This is a genomic window from Xenorhabdus sp. IM139775, from assembly GCF_028598745.1.
Classification (GTDB): Bacteria; Pseudomonadota; Gammaproteobacteria; order Enterobacterales; family Enterobacteriaceae; genus Xenorhabdus.
In genome coordinates, this window is record NZ_JAQRFK010000017.1 from 1 (window position 1) to 20013 (window position 20013).

Annotated in this window: 18 protein-coding genes and 2 tRNA genes; 8 read left to right on the plus strand and 12 right to left on the minus strand. The window is 46.0% G+C overall.

From position 1 onward, the window contains the following. Together PSI17_RS05870 and PSI17_RS05875 are read left to right on the plus strand one after the other, a co-directional pair. Positions 1-272: TraC family protein (locus PSI17_RS05870; protein WP_273551078.1), on the plus strand; the 272-nt coding region annotated here is incomplete at its 5' end. 94 nt (positions 273-366) lie between these two features. Beyond that, a complete protein-coding gene (locus PSI17_RS05875) occupies positions 367-552 on the plus strand; it encodes a hypothetical protein (protein WP_273551079.1) in 186 nt (61 codons plus the stop codon). A gap of 97 nt (positions 553-649) precedes the next feature. Here the strand turns inward: PSI17_RS05875 and PSI17_RS05880 are convergent, their stop codons facing one another. Both PSI17_RS05880 and cml read right to left on the minus strand, forming a co-directional pair. Continuing rightward, on the minus strand, positions 650-1705 hold the full coding sequence (locus tag PSI17_RS05880) for an NAD(P)-dependent alcohol dehydrogenase (RefSeq protein ID WP_273551080.1): 1056 nt from the start codon (positions 1703-1705) through the stop codon (positions 650-652). A gap of 662 nt (positions 1706-2367) precedes the next feature. After that, positions 2368-3582: a CmlA/FloR family chloramphenicol efflux MFS transporter gene (gene cml / locus PSI17_RS05885; RefSeq protein WP_443256007.1), complete on the minus strand. Its 1215-nt coding sequence runs from the start codon at positions 3580-3582 to the stop codon at positions 2368-2370. Positions 3583-4079: 497 nt separating this feature from the next. Between cml and PSI17_RS05890 the strand changes: the two genes are divergently transcribed. Next, complete coding sequence (locus PSI17_RS05890) at positions 4080-4346, plus strand: hypothetical protein (RefSeq protein WP_273551081.1); 267 nt, start codon at positions 4080-4082, stop codon at positions 4344-4346. A gap of 5 nt (positions 4347-4351) precedes the next feature. Here PSI17_RS05890 and corA read toward each other — a convergent pair whose 3' ends face one another. The 7 genes from corA to lptM form a co-directional block, all read right to left on the minus strand. After that, complete coding sequence (gene corA, locus PSI17_RS05895) at positions 4352-5302, minus strand: magnesium/cobalt transporter CorA (RefSeq protein WP_273551082.1); 951 nt, start codon at positions 5300-5302, stop codon at positions 4352-4354. Between the two features lie 88 nt (positions 5303-5390). After that, positions 5391-7556 carry a DNA helicase II gene (gene uvrD / locus PSI17_RS05900; RefSeq protein ID WP_273551083.1) on the minus strand — a complete coding sequence of 722 codons (2166 nt, stop codon included), beginning with the start codon at positions 7554-7556 and terminating at the stop codon, positions 5391-5393. A 146-nt stretch (positions 7557-7702) separates the two neighbouring features. Continuing rightward, positions 7703-8419: a 5-amino-6-(5-phospho-D-ribitylamino)uracil phosphatase YigB gene (gene yigB / locus PSI17_RS05905; protein WP_273551084.1), complete on the minus strand. Its 717-nt coding sequence runs from the start codon at positions 8417-8419 to the stop codon at positions 7703-7705. Beyond that, positions 8419-9333 carry a tyrosine recombinase XerC gene (gene xerC / locus PSI17_RS05910; protein WP_273551085.1) on the minus strand — a complete coding sequence of 305 codons (915 nt, stop codon included), beginning with the start codon at positions 9331-9333 and terminating at the stop codon, positions 8419-8421. Before xerC ends, yigB begins: the two co-directional genes overlap by 1 nt. Continuing rightward, on the minus strand, positions 9330-10034 hold the full coding sequence (locus tag PSI17_RS05915; protein ID WP_273551086.1) for a DUF484 domain-containing protein: 705 nt from the start codon (positions 10032-10034) through the stop codon (positions 9330-9332). Before PSI17_RS05915 ends, xerC begins: the two co-directional genes overlap by 4 nt. Before the next feature lie 63 nt (positions 10035-10097). After that, on the minus strand, positions 10098-10922 hold the full coding sequence (dapF, locus tag PSI17_RS05920; RefSeq protein ID WP_273551087.1) for a diaminopimelate epimerase: 825 nt from the start codon (positions 10920-10922) through the stop codon (positions 10098-10100). A gap of 40 nt (positions 10923-10962) precedes the next feature. After that, complete coding sequence (gene lptM / locus PSI17_RS05925) at positions 10963-11151, minus strand: LPS translocon maturation chaperone LptM (protein ID WP_273551088.1); 189 nt, start codon at positions 11149-11151, stop codon at positions 10963-10965. 78 nt (positions 11152-11229) lie between these two features. Between lptM and cyaY the strand changes: the two genes are divergently transcribed. Continuing rightward, complete coding sequence (gene cyaY, locus PSI17_RS05930; RefSeq protein WP_273551089.1) at positions 11230-11550, plus strand: iron donor protein CyaY; 321 nt, start codon at positions 11230-11232, stop codon at positions 11548-11550. Positions 11551-11652: 102 nt separating this feature from the next. Here cyaY and PSI17_RS05935 read toward each other — a convergent pair whose 3' ends face one another. Further along, complete coding sequence (locus PSI17_RS05935; RefSeq protein ID WP_273551090.1) at positions 11653-14265, minus strand: class I adenylate cyclase; 2613 nt, start codon at positions 14263-14265, stop codon at positions 11653-11655. A 650-nt stretch (positions 14266-14915) separates the two neighbouring features. On the opposite strand from PSI17_RS05935, the gene hemC reads away from it, so the two are divergent. Genes hemC through hemY form a run of 4 tightly spaced genes read left to right on the plus strand, consistent with a single transcriptional unit; the run spans position 14916 to position 19056 of the window. Beyond that, positions 14916-15857, plus strand: coding sequence for a hydroxymethylbilane synthase (hemC, locus tag PSI17_RS05940; protein WP_273551091.1), 942 nt, complete (start codon positions 14916-14918; stop codon positions 15855-15857). Beyond that, positions 15854-16594: a uroporphyrinogen-III synthase gene (gene hemD, locus PSI17_RS05945; protein WP_273551092.1), complete on the plus strand. Its 741-nt coding sequence runs from the start codon at positions 15854-15856 to the stop codon at positions 16592-16594. Before hemC ends, hemD begins: the two co-directional genes overlap by 4 nt. A gap of 21 nt (positions 16595-16615) precedes the next feature. Then, positions 16616-17848, plus strand: coding sequence for a uroporphyrinogen-III C-methyltransferase (gene hemX, locus PSI17_RS05950; protein WP_273551093.1), 1233 nt, complete (start codon positions 16616-16618; stop codon positions 17846-17848). A gap of 2 nt (positions 17849-17850) precedes the next feature. Beyond that, the gene (gene hemY / locus PSI17_RS05955) at positions 17851-19056 is read left to right on the plus strand and encodes a protoheme IX biogenesis protein HemY (RefSeq protein WP_273551094.1); all 1206 of its coding nucleotides are present in this window, start codon (positions 17851-17853) and stop codon (positions 19054-19056) included. Between the two features lie 769 nt (positions 19057-19825). Here the strand turns inward: hemY and PSI17_RS05960 are convergent. Further along, positions 19826-19902, minus strand: a tRNA-Pro gene (locus PSI17_RS05960). Between the two features lie 24 nt (positions 19903-19926). Further along, a tRNA-Leu gene (locus tag PSI17_RS05965) sits at positions 19927-20013 on the minus strand.

Consider the following 20013-nt stretch of genomic DNA (forward strand, 5'->3'; position numbering starts at 1 on the left):
TGTTAATACGATTACCGAGGGAGACAGACAAACCAATCTGTGAACAATTCTTTGATTACGATACAAATCTGGAAGTCAGCAAAAATGGTCTGTGTTTAGGTAATTATTATTCCAAGGTGATGTCTGCCAAAAAATTACCTGATGTTTTCTATTTTGGTGATGCATTGACGGATGTTGGTGATTTCAGTGGGAGTAACTTTGATATTAAGGAAAACCATATGGTTGTGGCCAATGTGTTTTTCCTGAAGCTGAGAGTACCAAAAATACACTGACACTGAAACGGAAGCGTCAGTTTACTGTTAACCAAGCATATGGTTCGTTGCTTAAATTTGCACCCGCATTGACTGACAAATTTTGATACACTGTGTGAAAGAAGGCGCTAAACCTGTCAAAATTACCTATTCCTATTCAGTTGTCATTTTTCCTGCCAAGGAACTCGTTGAATCTCGTTTCGAACTAATGACTAATGAAAGAATAAACGCCAGTGACAACATACTGGGTAATATAATTCAAGTTCGTCGTATCTTTTTGCCACCTCAAGAAAATGCTTGATCTTGACAGAAGTATTTGTCACAAAATACAGATAACGATATAAATAAATGTCAATTTTCAACTGCTTTTGAGACAAGGGATAACCGGAATTGTTGCGTCATACTACAGCCAGCGTAGCATTGTCCATCACGAAACGATACTGCACGTCTCCTTTGAGCATACGTTCATAGGCATCATTGATCTCGTCGGCGTGAATGAGCTCAATATCCGCCACAACTCTGTATTTTGCACAAAAATCCAGCATTTCTTGGGTTTCAGGAATGCCACCAACCATTGACCCTGTGATCGCTCGATGCTTGGAGAGTAAGTTAGCCATTTCGAGAGGGGGATGTGGCGAGGGAGGCACACCGAGCAGAGTTAGGTTGCCATTCTTCTTAAGCAGGATAAGAAGAGCGTTCAGGTCGTGTGGAGCCGCCACGGTGTCAACGATTAGGTCGAAACTTTTGACATGGACAAGCATCTCTTCAGGAGAAGATAAGAACACGACTTCGTCTGCACCCAACATTCTGGCGGCTTTATACTTGGATTCGGAGGTTGTGAAGGCGACCACATGGGCACCCATTGCATGGGCCAGTTTGATGCCAATGTGGCCCAGCCCACCAATACCGACGATCCCTACCTTTTTGCCTGGACCAACTTTCCAGTGGCGCAACGGTGAATAAACGGTAATACCAGCACATAACAACGGCGCTACGGCGGCGAGTTGCTCTTCGGGATGGCGGATACGTAATACGTAGCGTTCATGCACGATTATCTTCTGGGAATACCCCCCCACAGTCCAGCCCGGCTCGTCTGGAATAGGGGAATTGTGAGTGCCGATCATATCATCGCAGTAGTTCTCAAAACCTGCCTCACATTCCTCACAATGCTTGCAGCTATCGATGATACTACCAATTCCAACTAAGTCGTTCGGCTTGAAGTTGGGCACGTGCGTACCAACTTCTGATACGCGGCCAACAATCTCGTGACCGGGAATGCATGGAAAGTGGGTACCAAAACCCCATTCATCCCGAACCTCATGTAGATCCGAATGGCAAATTCCACAATACGCGATGTCGATTTGGACATCGTGAGGACCTACCGTACGGCGTGTAATTTTCATGGCTTCCAAGGGCTTGTCACTAGCGTAGGTTCCGTAAGCTTGCACGATCATAAATGCTCCTTTAACACAGTTGTTAGTATTATGAGAAGGAAAGATACAAAAACTATCCTGACTGCTAATGCCTTTAGCCCGAAGGAAATATCAAGCCTTCATCTATTTTCCCGTTCAGGATTTGGCACAACAAACCTTATTGGCTATCAGAGTAACTGGCTTTTATTTATACAACAACAAGATGGATATTATCTTTTGTACGTGCTTTTTATCCTGTGTTTTCTGTACAATTTTTTCATTTACCACCGTTCATTATGGTAAATGGGGGCAATATAAGCATAACTCAGTTCTTCCTTTTGGAATCTTTTCGTTTGGGAATAAAAAGCCCACAAAAATATGACAGAATTTCTTTGACACCCCCATCATTTTGAAAATCTATAGCCAGAACATCATTGTCACCATCTTTTTGGATCCATCAGAAAACATTTAATGTTCTCCTGAAAATGAATTAACCGAATAAAGATTTAAAAGTGACAGAATATTCGGTGAAGAAAGAGCGACTAATCCATCACATCATTCTATAATATGGCGTAAGTTAAAAGTAAATTATTTAGTGATAATTACTGACGATAATCATTAAATTCATAGTGTATTTCCAAGAAAACACGACACGAATTTTCAGAAAGCAATAACCCGTATCGTGTATCCATAGGGTAATCTACTTAATAACTTTGATTCGACTGTTCCTGTTGTTTATTATTAATGAAGAAGGATAGGAAAAATACTATTGTTGCCAAAACTAGGCAATATGCGATAATCGGCCAAGTCGTTGTATTGGATAAAAGTGTAATGGTGAGAGTTCCTCCTATTCCCAACAGTAATCCCCCTAGACAAGAATAGAATGCTGTTACAGTTCCAGCCATATGATCAAAACCTTGTAGTGCGCCATTAGGTGCTACTGAAATCGCCATGGCGACCCCAACACCGACAAGCCACATTGGAACGACAAAGCCAAATACAGACTTAGGTACTAACGTTTCTCCAACAGACAACAACAGCGCTCCTACAATTAAACAAAACATTCCCATCCGTAACGTATTTAGGATTCCCCATCGTGTAATCAAACTTCCTATATTTCGTGCAGTTATCATCATTGCGATAGCTACAGTTGCAAATAGCAAGCTGAAAGTCATTTGTGATAATCCTTGTCGGTTCATCATTACCCAAGGAGCCGTTGAAAAGAAGATAAAGAAGCTTCCCAGCCCCGCACTGTAGCAGAATGTGTACAACCAAAAATTCAAGCTTTTTACAGGAAGAATCAGTTGCTCCCATTGTAATTCTGTCGTCCGTTGCCGCCGAGTTTCTGGGCAGAGTTTCCAAATCACAATAACTGTAACTGCCATTGCAAATGCTAATAAAATAAAAATTGCACGCCATCCCAGCCAAATGTCAACCAGCGTTCCGAGCAAAGGAGCCACTGCTGGAACCATCGCAAGCATAGAACCAAGAAAACCATAGATGACGTTAATTTCTTTACGACCCGAATATATATCGCGTACAGTCGCGAACATGGCTACAAGACATGCTGAAGCGCCACAAGCCTGAATAATTCGGAGACCCAAAAAGATTTCTGATGATGAAGTGATGGCAAGGCCAAATGAAGCGACCGTGTAAGAAATTCCACCACTAAGCAAAACAGGACGGCGACCAAACCGATCTGACAGTGGGCCAAATAGAAGCTGGCCCACTCCTAATAGAATCATGTATATAGTCAGCGTTAGCTGGATTGATCCTGCACCAGCACCAATTGCACCAGCGATGAAAGGCATTACGGGAAGATACATATCCATAGCCAGTGATGGCAGCAAACTGAATGGGGATAATAATAATATTGTGGCGGTAAGGGAATATCGCCAAGAAAAATCTTTTGAGTACACGAATCCATCTCCTAGAATTAAGAAATTGGCGACATGCTCATAGAATTGATTGGTTCTTGAGGATGCCGCAACAACCGAAAAAATATGGTTGCTGCGGCTTATCTATCTGTTAGATGTATTTTGGAAGTACTCATATATGGAATATCTCCTATCATTGAATCCATATTGTAAGTATCTCTATGCCGAGATGTAAAGAATCTTGCGTTGAAAATGATACTTTATAGATAATTATTAAAATTTTCTAACCATTCTTTCTTAATTGTGATAGATACGACATTTATTCTTCCAAATGAAAGAATAAAACCACTGGCTAAAGCCGCTCAGCTTTAACTTCAATACTATGTGTGTAACATGGATTACAGATATGGCGGCCACACCGTATTTCAGATTGTACCTATTTCACAAGTAATGTGATTACCTGTTTGTTGTCCGTGCCTATTATTTTGTAGGAACAAACTTTGCACATAGATACTGAGGCTTGTACTGAAGGTAAAAAAATGACATTAAAATTTGTACATAAGGGATCATTGCCGATGTATAGCCAATTAATTGGAATCAACTTGTGGGGGGAATATTTTCCATTGCCAAAACTGATTTATTCTCCTACCTTGTGTTGGGATAGACTCAATGCTCGTGTCACCAATCGACACCGGATGAATATGAATCAGAATTGTTTTATGCCTTCTTGTCCGTCAAACGATCATCTTTCTGAACTGACCCAAAACGTTATCTGGAATTTGGGTCAGTTAACCGATAGCGGGTGAGATAACTACAGCCAGTTTTTCCGTTTGAAATAGAGATAAGGCGCCAAGCCCGCAGCGATCATCAACCCAATGGCCGCAGGATAGCCGAATGTCCAGTGTAACTCCGGCATAAATTCGAAGTTCATACCATAGCTGGACGCGACCAGCGTCGGTGGCAGGAATACCACGGAAACCACGGAGAAGATCTTGATAATGCGGCTCTGTTCGATATTGATAAAGCCCATCGCCGCCTGCATCAGAAAGTTAACTTTCTGGAACAGCGATTCATTGTGCGGCAGCAAGGATTCAATATCGCGCAAAATTTCACGCGCCTGTTCCAATTGATTGGTCGGCAAGCGGGCACGGCGCACCAGAAAGTTCAGGGCGCGCTGGCTATCCATCAGACACAAGCGAACTTTCCAACCAATGTCTTCCTGCTCCGCAAGGTTAGACAGAGCAGAATCAAACTCATCGCCCTGTTTGCCATTCATAATGATCCGACTCAGGGATTCCAGCACGCTGTAGATGTTTTCAATAACATCCGCCAACTGCTCGATTTTGGTTTCGAACAAATCCATCAACAGTTCATAGGCATTCCCGTCAACCATCGTCTGGTTGCGGGCACGCATCCGGTATAATCGAAATGCGGGGAGTTCACGCTCTCGCAATGTGTAGAGACGACCGTCACGGATGGTAAATGCGACCGTCGAGTTGCCAGCATGGTCTTCGGCATCTTCAAAGTAGAAAAATGAGTGGACGTGCATACCATCTTCATCTTCAAAAAAACGGGCCGATGCCTCGATGTCATCCAATTCAGTACGGGTCGCCAAGACTTGCCCCAGCTCATTCTGGACGCGGAGACGATCGTCATCCCCCAGACCAACCAAATCTACCCACATGGCGTCAGATAACTTATCACCTTCTTCAAGTTCAAGACGGAGCAGGCGATTATTCTCTAATTTAAATGCGTTCAGCATGTACCATAAGTCTCCTTATACTCCCTACGTTTATCGTAAGGCGCGAATGTTACGCTTAGAAGAAAAAACCTGTCAATATTCGACCGGATTATTGGCCCGTTTCGAGTCTGGCATAAGCGGCCACCAGCCATTTAATGCCTTCACCCTGAAACGCGATTTGCAAGCGGCAATGTTCACCACTGCCTTCGATATTGACAATCGTCCCTTCACCAAATTTGGGATGGCGTACACGCTGTCCAAGTGCATATCCACTGTCGTTGGCGCTGATCGGGGTTCCCAGTCGTTTGTGACTGACCGGGCGGGATACGGTTGCCCTCAGGCGAACTTCTGTCACACATTCCGGCGGCAATTCGCCAATAAAACGAGATGGACGATGATACACTTCTTTGCCATATAAACGACGGCTTTCCGCATAAGTCAGCGTCAGTTTTTCCATCGCCCTGGTCACCCCGACGTAGGCCAGGCGACGCTCTTCCTCCAGACGCCCGCCTTCGTCAATGGACATCTGGCTTGGAAACATGCCCTCTTCCATGCCGACAATAAAGACTTGCGGAAATTCCAGACCCTTCGCGGAATGCAGGGTCATCAACTGCACCGCATCCTGATAGATATCCGCCTGACCTTCGCCGGATTCAAGCGCGGCATGGGAAAGGAACGCTTGCAATGGCAGCAGGTTTTCATCTTCATCCTGATAGCTGAATTGGCGAGTTGCCGTCACCAATTCTTCGAGGTTTTCGATGCGGGCCTGCGCCTTTTCGCCTTTTTCCTGTTGATACATCGCCCACAGGCCGGAATCACGAATAATGCGATCGGTCTGCACATGCAGTGACATTTCCTGCGTTTCGGTTTCCAGTGCTTCAATGAGTTCAATGAAGCGCTGCAACGCGGATGCCGCACGACCAGCCAGCACTTTTTCCTGTATCAATAGCAGGCTACTTTCCCACAAGGTTTTTTGCTGATCACGCGCCACTTGGCGCACAACATCCAGCGTTCTGTCACCAATGCCGCGGGTTGGGGTATTCACCACGCGCTCAAACGCCGTGTCATCGTGGCGGTTTGCCACCAAACGCAAGTAGGACAAGGCATCTTTGATTTCCTGACGTTCGAAGAAACGCTGGCCACCATAAATACGGTAAGGCATAGAAGCCTGCAACAAGGCTTCTTCCAAGACGCGGGATTGGGCATTGCTCCGATAAAGGATCGCACACTCTTTCAGTCCGCCGCCACTCTCTAACCAATGCTTGATGCGGCCGACAACATAACGGGATTCATCCAGTTCATTGAAGGCGCAATAAAGTGAAATCGGCTCGCCCTCGCTCCCTTCTGTCCACAGGTTCTTGCCGAGGCGATCGCTATTATGGGCAATCAGGGCATTGGCCGCTTTAAGGATATTGCTGGTTGAACGGTAATTCTGCTCCAGACGGAGCATCCCCGCGCCCGGAAAATCCTTGAGGAAACGCTGGATGTTTTCTACCTGCGCGCCACGCCAGCCATAAATGGACTGGTCATCGTCACCGACAATCATGACCTTGCCACTCTCGCCAGTCAGAAGGCGGATCCAAGCGTATTGAATGCTGTTAGTATCCTGAAATTCATCCACCAGAATATTAGTGAAACGTTCACGATAATGTTGCAGGATCTGTGGCTTGTTCAGCCAAAGCTCATGGGCGCGTAGCAATAATTCGGCAAAATCCACCAGCCCGGCACGGTCGCACGCTTCCTGATAAGCCTGATAGATTTTCAGCCAAGTTGCTTCTACCGGATTGCCATAACTTTCAATATGTTGTGGACGCAAGCCTTCATCTTTTTTGCCATTGATGTACCACATTCCCTGACGGGATGGCCACTGTTTATCATCCAGATTCATCGCTTTGACGATGCGTTTGATGAGACGGTGCTGATCTTCGCTATCCAGGATCTGAAAATCCTGCGGCAGATTTGCATCAAGGTGATGAGCGCGCAGCAAGCGATGGGCAAGGCTATGGAATGTCCCGACCCACATTCCGCCCTGACTGGTGCCAATCAGGTTTTCAATTCGGTGCCGCATCTCCGCAGCCGCTTTATTGGTGAATGTGACCGCCATGATGGAAAATGGCGAGGCATTTTCAACTGACAGTAACCAAGCAATCCGGTGCACCAGCACGCGCGTTTTACCACTGCCGGCACCCGCCAGCACCAGCATATTATTGCGGGGCGCGGCGACCGCTTCGCGTTGTTTATCATTGAGGCTTTCGAGCAGATAAGAAACGTCCATAATTACCATCAGTTGTTTGCAAGGTTCAGTAGGATCAACAAGCCAAGCTGTTTTTTTATAGATACTCGCCGTACTTCAAATAATCAGCAGCTTTCATGTTGCGAGCGGCAATTTGAAGTGTATAGGGTATAAATTTCAATTTGAAATTATATCAGTGCTATCAAAGAAGCCAAATCAGAAATCTCAACATGTGGAACCTGTCGTCCTTCCGGTTCCTGCATCAAATTTTTATTTTCGATGTTGATCCAACAGGCCTGCATACCACTGCAAAGTGCCCCTGCTACATCGGTATTCAGGTTATCCCCCACATGCAGGATCTGATGGATGGGGAGGTTGAGCCGCTGCGCCGCCAGACGGTACATATCAGGGTAAGGCTTGGAACGCCCATCCACGCCCGCTTTCAATACAAAGGCAAAATAAGGCGCCAGCCCACATGCCGCCGGTTCAGCATTCCCATTGGTTATTGCCATCAGCGGCATTTTTTCCGCCAAGACAGACAAAGTGTGATGAGTCGATTCAGGCACGGTGATTTGGTTACGCCAGTACATAAAGCAGGACATAATTTCATCCGTGCCACGTAGTGTGTCTGCATGATTGAAGCCATGATGGGTAAACATCAGTGCTGCGGACTGGCGGCGCCATGATGTCACATCGTGATAAATATTCGGTTCCTGTGCAAGCACGGCCTGACGGTATAAACGCAGCTCTTCATGCCCAAAGTGCCCGAATTTGGCATCGTACTGCCTGATAAAACACAACACTTCTTTTTCGGTTTTATCGATCACAGGATGGTTATCGTAAAGCGTATCATCCAGATCGAATGTCATCGCAGCAAACGGCGCGAGAGGCCGATAAAAACGCATTATGATTTTCCTCGTTTGGCTCTGGGGTGAGCCACGTCATAAACTTTGGCCAGATGCTGGAAATCCAGATGGGTATAGATCTGGGTCGTTGATAAATTTGCATGACCCAATAATTCCTGCACGGCTCGCAGGTCACCGCTGGACTCCAGAATATGGGTGGCAAAAGAGTGACGCAATTTATGGGGGTTGATATGGCTGCTGACGCCTTGTCGAATCCCCCATTGCTCAAATCGTTTCTGCACGTTACGGGCGGAGATGCGTTTTCCGCTCTGGCTGGAAATGAAAAGCGCATCACTTTCCGGCTCAAACAGCTCGCGCATTTCCAGCCAACGCCGGAGCCATTCCTGCGCCATACGGCCGAACGGCACCTTACGCTCTTTACTGCCCTTGCCATGTACCCAAACTTCCCCACTTTCCACATCCAAATGGTGACAATCAAGGCCCACCAGCTCAGACAAACGCAAACCCGCTCCGTACATGACTTCCAGCATCGTTCTGTCACGCACTGACAGGGGATCGTTCAGATTAATATTAAGGAGTTGGTTAACTTCATCCACATCCATGTTTTTCGGCAAGTGGCGTTTTTTTCGCGGAGCACTGACGGTTTTAGCGGGATTGGCAGCCAATTTGTCTTGCATCACCATCCAGTCAAGAAAGCTACGCAGAGAAGAAAGGCGCAGGGCAAGGCTGGCGGATTGCAAACCCGCCCGACGGCTGCGGGAGGCAAACATTCTGACTTGAGCCGGCTCCAGCGCCTGCCATTCACGGATCCCCATCGCCAGTGACATTTCCGCCAAAACCGCCAAATGGTGCCGATAGTTTGCCATCGTGAGAGGGCTTAAACGGCGCTCAACCTGTAAATAGCGTAAAAAGTCATCCACGGGCGTTAGCAGTAAGTCAATCGGCTGAGTCATGCGCGTTCAATCCAACGGGACAACAAACCCGGCAGCAACTTCGCCAAATGGTCGAGAATGTCAGTGCCCATGTCTTCGTGGTAGTGCTGTTTATCATGGCTGTTGAAAATCACCATGCCCAAATCCCCATGTGCGCCTAAAAGGGAAATCGCCACTGAACCAACATGGCGTGCCTGTGGCATCAACAATAAAATCTCCGGGCCATACAGCCGGCCAAGATAATGGTTTTTTTCACCAAAGCGCTTAATGCGGACAGATTCAAAAGCGTGACGGGAAATCGCCAGTTCCGGCGAATTCAGTGGCGCGCCAAGCTGCCATTTATCACTGAACAACCGAATATAACTGTTACTCAATCCCAGCGTTTTTGACCATGAACTCAGGCAGGAAAGAAAATCCTGCAAGCTCTTGGCACCTGAGAGATTTGACAGCAATTGCAGCAGGCTGCTAAACAGTATTTCATTCTGCTTCGCCTGTTCGACCAAATAATTCAGATCATCTTCCAAATAGCCGATACGTTTCCTCTGGCGGCTCATATGCCATTCCATCAAAGAGATACTCTCCCGCACCGGATGGGGAACTCTTATCTTATCGACCATATTGGCATTACGGATAAAAAAATCCGGATTATTCAACAAATAATCCATGACCGATTGATCATCCAGCCGGTTTTCGCGATGCAATGGATCGTCTTTTTTAGCCATTTTCCAATGCCCCATATTTCAAGAGTAACTCAGCAAACACTATGTTAATCACAAATGAGTCAATCACAAATGAATCGTGCCATCATAGACGTGGGTTGCAGGGCCAGTCATAAAGAGTGGCTTGCCCGGCCCATCCCAGCGAATTTGCAGTGTTCCCCCCGGAAGATCAACCCGAACCTGATTATCCAGCAGATTTTGCTGGATACCGACGGCAACGGCGGCACATGCGCCACTGCCACATGCCCGTGTCTCACCAGCACCGCGCTCAAAGACACGCAACCGAATATGGCTCCGATCGATGATCTGCATAAAACCAATATTGGCCCGTTCAGGAAAACGCTCATGGCTTTCTAACACCGGCCCCAATATTGCCACTTCCGCCGTGTTCGCGTCCTCAACCTGTATGACACAGTGAGGGTTCCCCATCGACACAACGCCACAAAGCACCGTGCGCTCAATAGCACGGATAATATAGGTTTTCTCAGCCTTATTGGCGCGGAAAGGAACACGCTGCGGTTCAAAATCCGGCTCTCCCATGTTGACACAGACTTGGTCATCATTGGTGATACTCAATGTCATGTAGCCCGCTTGCGTGCTGACCTTGATATCTCGCTTATTGGTCAGCCCCTTGAGGCGAACAAAACGGGCGAAGCAACGCGCCCCATTGCCACACTGGGAAACTTCACTGCCATCAGCATTAAAAATGCGGTAGTGAAAGTCTAAGTCAGGATCATAGGGTGCTTCAACAATCAAAAGTTGATCAAAACCGACCCCAGTATTCCGGTTAGCCAGACGGCAAATTAACTCTGGAGAAAAATAAACATTTTGAGTTACTGCATCAACGACCATAAAGTCATTGCCAAGACCATGCATTTTGGAGAACTGCATATACGGCTCCAAGAGAAATCACATTACCGAATCACTATCATTAAGCGTCCATTGATCTATTGTCTTTTAATAAACTGTTTTCTGACAATTTTCCTTCCGCCGCTTTGTGCACAGATGCCTGTGTTGCTGAGGTTTCCACAGGGGGAAAATAAAGGGGCCCTTTCAAGCCACAACCAGTCAGGGAAAGTAATGTTATGATAGTCAGTGACCAACGGAGTTGTTTTTTCATTATATTAATGCCTGTGATTCATGCGCCAATACTCTCTATAATCGCAGCTAGACCCTGAAAAGCAAATAGGAAATAAACATGAACGATAGCGAATTTCATCAATTGGCAGATCAATTGATGCTTCATCTTGAACAGCAACTGGATAATTATGATGGAGATTCGGATATTGACTATGAAACCAACGGCGGTGTGATGACACTGAGTTTTGAAAACGGCAGCAAAATCATTATTAACCGCCAAGAACCTTTTCATCAGATATGGCTGGCAACCAAAAATGGCGGTTACCATTTTGATTATCAGGATAGTCAGTGGATTTGTGACCGCAGTGGTAACGATTTTATCTCCATGCTGGCACACGCGATAACGGCCCAAAGCGGTGAGCCATTTCAATTTTCGTGAATATTTTTCACGTCAATCCAGTAAAAACCATGATGTCACCCAAAAGCGCCTGATAAAACAGGCGTTTAGTGTCATTGATAAAAAAGATCAAAAAGCAAAATATCAATAGTGATACAACGAACGGTAAGGATCATGCGCCCGGCATGTCTTATCAAGACGCACCTCAACATGCAGCTTTGCATCATTCGCTTCGATATCACCCACCGGATACACGCCTTCTATAAACGGAGTGACATGGGTGCGCTCACCTTTCTTAACGATTTGATAAAACTGCGGCAAATTGAAATTGACAAAACTGGAGCCATACGTAAAACGATCATGCGATGATGAATAAAAGCGGCTGATATCCCGCACTAATTCTTCTTTGCTTCCTTCACAATGGGAATAAATTTCCACCCGATTTGATTCATCAAGGATATAAATATTGAATCCCTGATCATTGTCGATATCTTCGAAAAAAAACTGGATAATTCCCTCGCAGGCAAAACCGTCTATGACCGGGGGTAAGTGTTTTTCTTTGGTATCAATTTTGACGGGCAGGCCATGCAGTTTAGTATTGGAAATCGCCCCATAGAACTCTACGGCATTTTCCAGTTTTTGCACCGAAACGTTTAAGCGTTCGAAGAATAATCCCCATGTTTGCCCTGAAATCCGTAACGCCTTAAAGCGATTTGGATCTTGCCGATTGCTGGACAGGCGTAACTCTATACACTCCGACACTAATTGCTGGATACGGGTGCAGATCAATCCACGTAAGTGCTTGCTATAACAGAAGACATCAACATCCGCTGGGGGCGCTGCATCTTGATGCATTTTGCCCAATATGGTCTTTAATGCTTCCAGTACCGATTGTTCACCACTGAAATGCAGGGTTCTCACTTCATTCCATGAATTGCGATAAAGCAAATCAATGCTGCCGACCAGACATTGCTGCAATTCACCAAAACTGAAAACATTCAGGCTCCGTAAATCAAAACGAACCATTTGTTCGGAAAAGGCTGCCGTTGGATCTTGCTCTAAATTGACAATGATCGCCAAATGACGAATTTCACACGGACTGTAGAGTGCTTTTGGTGTGGGTGCCGGTAAGCGGATCGGGAAATGGGAGGCAATATCATTCACCAAATCACCGAGTTTTTGCTTGTCACACTGGGACTTCCCATGATGAATATGGAGCTGGGTTTCTTTGGTCAACAGGCCATTGAAATAGGTCCAGGAAACTAATTTATTCAGATAACGATTGAATTCCAGCGGTTGGTGACCAATGATCGATTCAATGGTGGGGGCATGGTTATAAAGATACCAGCCACTTCGGTTGACTCGCCCGGGCGGCACATAAATAAAGGTCAGATCCTGTTCTGACAGATCCGGTGATATCTGCGGATTGACCAACGTCACTTTACCGGGCAATGCTTCAAAAGCCGCATACAATTTACGGGTCAATACGCCAATATCCTGCGGGCTGGCACTCACACTTAAATTATTGCGGCGGGCAAAACGGATCAGGTTGCGATAACTCTGCATCATGGTATCAAGCAATTCATTATGAGCATCACGCACCTGCCCAATTTTCCAGGCATTACGGTTATCCAACATGGCCAGTTTATTGTCATCCCACTCCCATTCGCGTACCAACTGGGAGATCACCTGACGACGCCAGCCTGTACAACCTTTGTCACCCTGACTTTCCGGTAATTTCTCGCACACCTTCAGATAAAAACAACGACGCGCCAAATCAAGGCGCGTAAGATCGTCCGTGGCAGTCAGGTAGCGGGTGACACGCTCCAGCATCAGGCTATAGGCATCAAGGCCAAAGGAGACAATTGCGCCGTCATGAAAATATTGCTTCATCTCCATTGCCAGAAGTTTTCCATTGGGATATTCCCATGAATAAGCCTCCAACAACAGACTCTTTAATACTGCCTTATAAGGTGAGTCCACGCTTTTATAAAGCTGCCAAAGACTTGCCCCAAAATATTCTTCTGCCGACAATTCGCCCAGACCGCCCAAGTCCAACCATTCATTTGGCGTCAACACCCCTTGGGCATAAAGAGAAAGGACATACTCATCATAATTCGCTTCTTCTTCCACCGGGACCATTGCCCACAACAAGCGTTTGCCGGCCATGCAGACCGCCGTGCGATAAAATTCATCAAGCAGGAGGATATGTTGGGTAGAACCACAATCTTCACCGTTCAAACTACCACAGGCATTATGCCGAAAACGGTTTTCATCAATCAGGAAAAAGGTCACCTCAATGCCCAGTGACGCTGCCCACTGTTCTATTAAGGTACATTTTTGTTCCAGCAAGGCTTTCTCATCACTGTCCAACCAAGATTGGTGGCAGACCCAAACATCCACATCAGAAGAGCAGCTTTGCCCGATAGAAGAGGTACTGCCCATAGAGTAAATCCCCGTAATCGGCAATTCACCATTGGACGTATGTGACAATACCTCTGGCAAGACACAAGCCAACTGGTTGTCCAGATCATTAATCCAAAACCGCTGTGCTTCATCAGGCATAAAAAAGCAAACACCATGAGGAACGTTGCTTTTGATATAGCCCGGCATCATTGGATGATGATAATGTAATAATACTGGAATTAAACTATAAACTTGCTTGAAAGCATCACCCATTAAGCTGGTGGCGCGTTCTAATCTAAGTTGGTTAATTGCATCCAGTCGCTGTTTCAGTGTTTCAATATAGAGATACAAGAGTTTCGCCTGATATCAGTTCCAGTGCCCAAAGTAGTCCCCTGTTTCCGATAACGCGTGGTATTACAAGATTATTTAAAATTATTTTTACAAACTTATTGTCGGAAACGTGATCAATTTAACACCTTGCAGTCAAAGCGTAAAGTACGCAATACCATCTTTTCTCGTCACCTGCAATAGCCAAAACCTAATTAACTCGTTGTAAAATATTAAGTTAATCACGAAATAGACACAATAATATGCTTTTTTAGAATGACTATTAACATTGTTAATTTTTCATCTTGTGGATGTAAAGCATTGTAAATACATCACTCTTCTATAAATCGCTAATCTAAGCATATTTTTCTCTTGTTAAATATTTTTGCTGCTTTTTTTCATCACGCTAAACACAAATGTCAATTTGCTTTTAAATCAATCTTTTTGCTTATTTTCTCTATTTGAATAAAATATTATTTTAATAATTAAAATTATTTTTATCTTATAATCGGTATATCCATTAACTATTTTGATTTTTTCCTGACTTTTTCGTCACTGGAAAAAAAATCATTGAGATGTTAAAACTGGCACTATTTTCTGACTAATTGGTGACAACGGGTGGCCAAAAGCCATTATTTCCAATCAATCAATACACTTACCCAATATATATATCCATGACAATGAAAACCATTCGCATCGCTACCCGCCAAAGCCCATTAGCTATGTGGCAAGCGCAATATGTTCAAAAGCAACTGAAACACTTTCATCCGGAATTGCAAGTCGAGCTGGTTCCGATGGTGACACGCGGCGATATTATCCTCGATACCCCATTGGCAAAGGTCGGCGGCAAGGGGCTGTTTGTGAAGGAATTGGAGCTGGCCCTGCTTGAAAAGCGGGCTGATATTGCCGTCCACTCCATGAAAGATGTCCCGGTCGAATTTCCTGATGGTTTGGGGTTGGTCACAATCTGCGAACGGGATGATCCACGGGATGCTTTTGTTTCAGTAAAATACGCCTCGCTCGATGACCTCCCCGTCGGCAGTGTTGTGGGGACATCCAGCCTGCGCCGCCAGTGCCAAATCCGTCAGCAACGTCCTGATCTGGTAGTTCGTGATTTGCGCGGTAATGTCGGTACGCGTTTAAGTAAGCTCGATAACGGCGATTATGACGCCATTATTCTTGCAACCGCGGGGCTGAAACGGTTAGGGCTGGAAGAACGCATCCGTATGCCATTAGCGCCTGAGTTATTGCTGCCAGCCGTCGGTCAAGGGGCGGTAGGTATTGAATGCCGGCTTGATGATCATCAGACCCGTGAACTGCTGTCCCCCTTGAACCACGCCAGAACAGAAGTCTGCGTTCTCGCTGAAAGAGCCATGAACACTCGCCTTGAAGGCGGCTGCCAAGTACCGATTGGCAGTTATGCCGTCTGGCAGGAAGAGCGTATTTGGCTACGCGCACTCGTTGGCGCCCCGGATGGCACAGTGATCGTGCGCGGTGAAAGAGTGGTATCACCCAAAGACGCCCGTCAAGCGGGTATCGCATTGGCGGAAGAATTATTGGAGAAAGGCGCACGCCAGATTTTGGCTGGCGTATACCAGAGGAATCCACCGGAATGAGTATTTTGATCACCCGCCCCGCCCCTGCCGGAGAGGAATTGGTCAAGCGGCTGAGGTCTATGGGAAAATCAGCCTTTAGCGCCCCCCTTATCGACATTCACCCTGGGGCGGATTTACCATTACTGTCACAAAAACTGCAATGGCTATCTGCGGGAGATCTGGTTTTTCTCTTATCAAAAAATGCCGTCCATTATGCCAATGAGCGACTTATGCAAGAAGGCCAGTCATGGCCTCATCAGTTATCTTATTATGGTATCGGCAAATCAACTTCCCTGATGTTTCATCAGCTCACTGGGTTGGAAATCGGCTGCTCTGGGCAAGGTGAAACCAGTGAAGATCTACTGCAACTTCCCGTTTTACAAAAAATGGACAATAAAAAGAGTTTATTGCTCCGGGGCAATGGTGGCCGCGAAGTGATCGCTTCAACATTAAGGTTACGGGGAGGTGAAGTCGATTACTGTGAATGTTATTCACGCCAGCCGGTCAAATATGATGCCGCCAATTTCAGTCGTCACTGGCTGCAATGTGATATAAAAACCCTCGTGGTTACCAGTGGCGAAATGCTGCAACTATTATATAACTTAGTCACTGATAGCGATGGGAAAGCATGGTTACTGAATTGCAGGCTGATTGTGGTCAGCGAACGCCTTGCTGATATCGCCCGATCTCTGGGCTGGCAAACAATAAAAGTCGCCAAAAGTGCAGATAATGACGCCTTAATCCAGGCGCTGGAATAAATTAATATGGGATGTCCAATTATGACGGAACAAAAGCAAACCACCGATGCGGTTGAGACAAAACGCCCTCAGCAACCTGCAACGGCTCCCCATAAATCCAAGAGTGATGGATGGGTGGGCAATACGCTCTCAATTGCCATTTCACTGGCGATAGGGGTTGGTGGTCTTTATATTTATTATCATGGTCAACAGCAGAATGCGGCATTAAGCGACAAAAATCTTGCGCTTCAACAAGAGATTGCTTCTCTGACACAGCAGCAGTCTGCCGATAAACAAAATGTTGATGCCAAACTCCAAGAACTGGCGGCATCGTTACAACAAGCCAATGCACAAAACCAGCAGCTAGATGATCGCATTGCAGAGCTTCGCAACCGTGTTTCGGCATTGTCAAACACAGATATCGAAAACTGGCGGCTGGCGCAGGCAAGCTCCCTCGTTAAGATGGCTGGCCGAAAAGTCTGGGGCGAGCAAGATATCACCACCGCCATCGCCTTGCTGAAAGATGCTGACCAGAATCTGGCTGAAATGAATGATCCCAGCCTGCTCTATGCCCGTGAAGCTATCATGGCAGACATCAATACCCTGACCAAAATCAAGCAGATTGATTTAGATGGCATTATCCTGATGCTGAATCAGTTATCAAATCAGGTTGATCATTTACGCCTTGCCAATAAAGTAGAGCAAGCCACATCAGGGCAAGCCAATCAGCATGAAATCACCGCTTCACTCTCTGACTGGCGTCAAAACCTCAGCAATAGCTGGCACAGCTTTATGGATAACTTCATTACCATTACCCCGCGTGATAACAGCAAAGCGCCGCTGCTGGCACCCAATCAGGGAGTTTACCTCCGCGAGAACATTCGTTCCAAACTGCTCATTGCTGCGCAGGCCGTTCCCCGCCATCAGGTTAAAATTTATCAGGATGCGTTAGATAATGTTCAAACTTGGGTGAAGACTTATTTTGAAACCACTTCCCCAGATGCCGAAAACTTTTTAAAAAATGTGGATTCACTGCAAAAAAGACCGCTGTCTATTGATGTTCCTGAACAACTGAGCAGCCAGTCAATATTGGCAGAGCTGGTACGTAAACGTATCTACAATTTACCGCATTCAACGTTACCGCATTCAAAGCCATTGCCTCACGCCAAGCCATCCCAAACGGGTTCTCAACCAGACACTCAGCCTGATGCGCAATCACTGCCGGCGACAACAGAAACGACCGATCAGGCAAAAAATCCGGCTGAGGAGATCTGAACATGCTGAAAGTCTTATTGCTGTTCGTTATCCTGATTGTGGGGATTGTACTCGGCCCCTTGATGTCAGGTCATCAAGGGTATGTTTTGATCCAGACGGACGAGCATAATATCACCACCAGTATCACCGGGCTGGTGATCATCTTCCTTCTGCTGCAATTCCTGCTGATTTTTATCGGTTGGTGCTATCGCCGCTTAAAACGCACCGGCACATCCACCCATAGTTGGATCTTTGGTGGGTATAAGCGTAATCGTGCCCGTTCACAAACCAAACGGGCACTGCTGAAACTCGCCGAAGGGGACTTCAGGCAGGCTGAACGCCTGATGGCACGCAACGCTGACCATGCAGAACTTCCGGTCGTGAACTATTTGCTGGCCGCAGAAGCCGCTCAACGGCGTGGTGATTATTTTCAAACCAACCAATATATTGCACAAGCGGCAGAAGTGGCTGATAAAGACCAGCTTCCCGTTGATATCAGCCGTGTGCGCGTCCAACTGGCACAAGGTGACATTCATGCCGCACGCAAGGGTGTGGATAAATTGCTGGATCATGCGCCCCGTCACCCTGAGGTCTTGCGATTGGCTGAACAGGCTTACTCTCTTTCCGGTGCTTATCAATCCCTGATTGATATTTTGCCTTCTATGCTGAAAGTAAACCTGCACAGTGAAGACGGGATCTTTAAATTGCGTCAGCAAGCCTATAGCGGATTAATGAATCAGGTTATGGCAGAGAAAGGCAGCGCTGGCCTGAAAATATGGTGGAAAGATCAAAGCCGCAAAATTCGCCATGACATTGTGCTGCAAGTCGTGATGGCGGAGCATTTGATGGAATGCAATGATCACGAAACGGCTCAACAAATCATTTTGGATGGGCTAAAACAGCAGTACGACGAACGTCTCCTGCTATTAATTCCACACCTTAAGACAACGGATCCTACAGCCATAAAGAAAGCCCTTTCTCACCTATTAAAGCAACATGGTGCTACCCCATTGCTCAACAGTACGCTGGGGCAGGTTGCTTTGCGTCATGGTGAATGGGCACATGCGGAATCGGCATTTAGGGCAGCGTTGGCACAGCGACCCGATGCCCATGATTACGCATGGCTTGCCGATGCGCTGGACAGATTGCAAAAACATGAAGAAGCAACTCAAACCCGTAAAAAGGGCTTTATGCTGACTTTAAAGCGTGACAGTGACGTCGAAGAATAAATGAAGGCATGACTTCTACCTCAGTTAACGATGATCGATGTATGGATGCCGTTGAGTCGTTAACCGGGGTCTATCCCATGGAATTCAGGCTTCACCATTGAAGCCAGTGGCAAACTGACTGAAGTTTATCCCCACTTTTCTACAGGCAAAAAAAACACCTATCAAACAAGACAGGTGTATAAATACAATCAGGTCTACAGACGGATAGTGCCTCACTCAACGTTGTGTCCGGTTTGCGATGAAAAGACAGAATGCTCACTCATCTATAACATGGACCATAGGCACCGACAATCAGCTCTACATCATCCTGAGGTTTATGAAGTCATAGACTGTCATAAGGAGTGGGATGAGTATCTACGATCTTAATAATGCATTTTACGTGCCAATTTTCTCAATCTGGATAAACCTTCCTTATCCAAGATTTGTCAGGCTTTCCATAATAAACAGCCTGACTTTCACCAAGTATCGTTAAAAAGACCGTCTCTCATTTGAGACGCCCTTTGAGCTTTTTACATATAGTTGATATAAATCATGATGTTAAATGTCTCCCATTTGAGACATTGGGTGATATGGTTTGTCGTTGAAATACAACACTAATAAAAAAATAGCTTTTAAAACAGAACGTTAATTCATTGATAAAAGCAATCGCTTTTAATTTTACGCTAAAAATCAAACAGAAATTAACAAGAAACAGAAAGGAAAAATCTTTTTATCAGCAGGCAAAACAGAGAAACGAAAAAACCCCGACTCGCGGGGTTTTCTCAAAATTTGGTCGGCGAGAGAGGATTCGAACCTCCGACCCACTGGTCCCAAACCAGTTGCGCTACCAAGCTGCGCTACTCGCCGAAATATATTTTTTTCTCTTTTTTATGGTGCGAAGGGGGGGACTTGAACCCCCACGTCCGTAAGGACACTAACACCTGAAGCTAGCGCGTCTACCAATTCCGCCACCCTCGC

Excerpts from the sequence above, each read along its gene's own strand:
- PSI17_RS05880 (WP_273551080.1), bottom strand. The coding sequence starts at position 1,705 with ATGATCGTGCAAGCTTACGGAACCTACGCTAGTGACAAGCCCTTGGAA.
- PSI17_RS05890 (WP_273551081.1), top strand. The coding sequence starts at position 4,080 with ATGACATTAAAATTTGTACATAAGGGATCATTGCCGATGTATAGCCAA.
- corA (WP_273551082.1), bottom strand. The coding sequence starts at position 5,302 with ATGCTGAACGCATTTAAATTAGAGAATAATCGCCTGCTCCGTCTTGAA.
- uvrD (WP_273551083.1), bottom strand. The coding sequence starts at position 7,556 with ATGGACGTTTCTTATCTGCTCGAAAGCCTCAATGATAAACAACGCGAA.
- yigB (WP_273551084.1), bottom strand. The coding sequence starts at position 8,419 with ATGCGTTTTTATCGGCCTCTCGCGCCGTTTGCTGCGATGACATTCGAT.
- xerC (WP_273551085.1), bottom strand. The coding sequence starts at position 9,333 with ATGACTCAGCCGATTGACTTACTGCTAACGCCCGTGGATGACTTTTTA.
- PSI17_RS05915 (WP_273551086.1), bottom strand. The coding sequence starts at position 10,034 with ATGGCTAAAAAAGACGATCCATTGCATCGCGAAAACCGGCTGGATGAT.
- dapF (WP_273551087.1), bottom strand. The coding sequence starts at position 10,922 with ATGCAGTTCTCCAAAATGCATGGTCTTGGCAATGACTTTATGGTCGTT.
- lptM (WP_273551088.1), bottom strand. The coding sequence starts at position 11,151 with ATGAAAAAACAACTCCGTTGGTCACTGACTATCATAACATTACTTTCC.
- cyaY (WP_273551089.1), top strand. The coding sequence starts at position 11,230 with ATGAACGATAGCGAATTTCATCAATTGGCAGATCAATTGATGCTTCAT.
- hemC (WP_273551091.1), top strand. The coding sequence starts at position 14,916 with ATGACAATGAAAACCATTCGCATCGCTACCCGCCAAAGCCCATTAGCT.
- hemD (WP_273551092.1), top strand. The coding sequence starts at position 15,854 with ATGAGTATTTTGATCACCCGCCCCGCCCCTGCCGGAGAGGAATTGGTC.
- hemX (WP_273551093.1), top strand. The coding sequence starts at position 16,616 with ATGACGGAACAAAAGCAAACCACCGATGCGGTTGAGACAAAACGCCCT.
- hemY (WP_273551094.1), top strand. The coding sequence starts at position 17,851 with ATGCTGAAAGTCTTATTGCTGTTCGTTATCCTGATTGTGGGGATTGTA.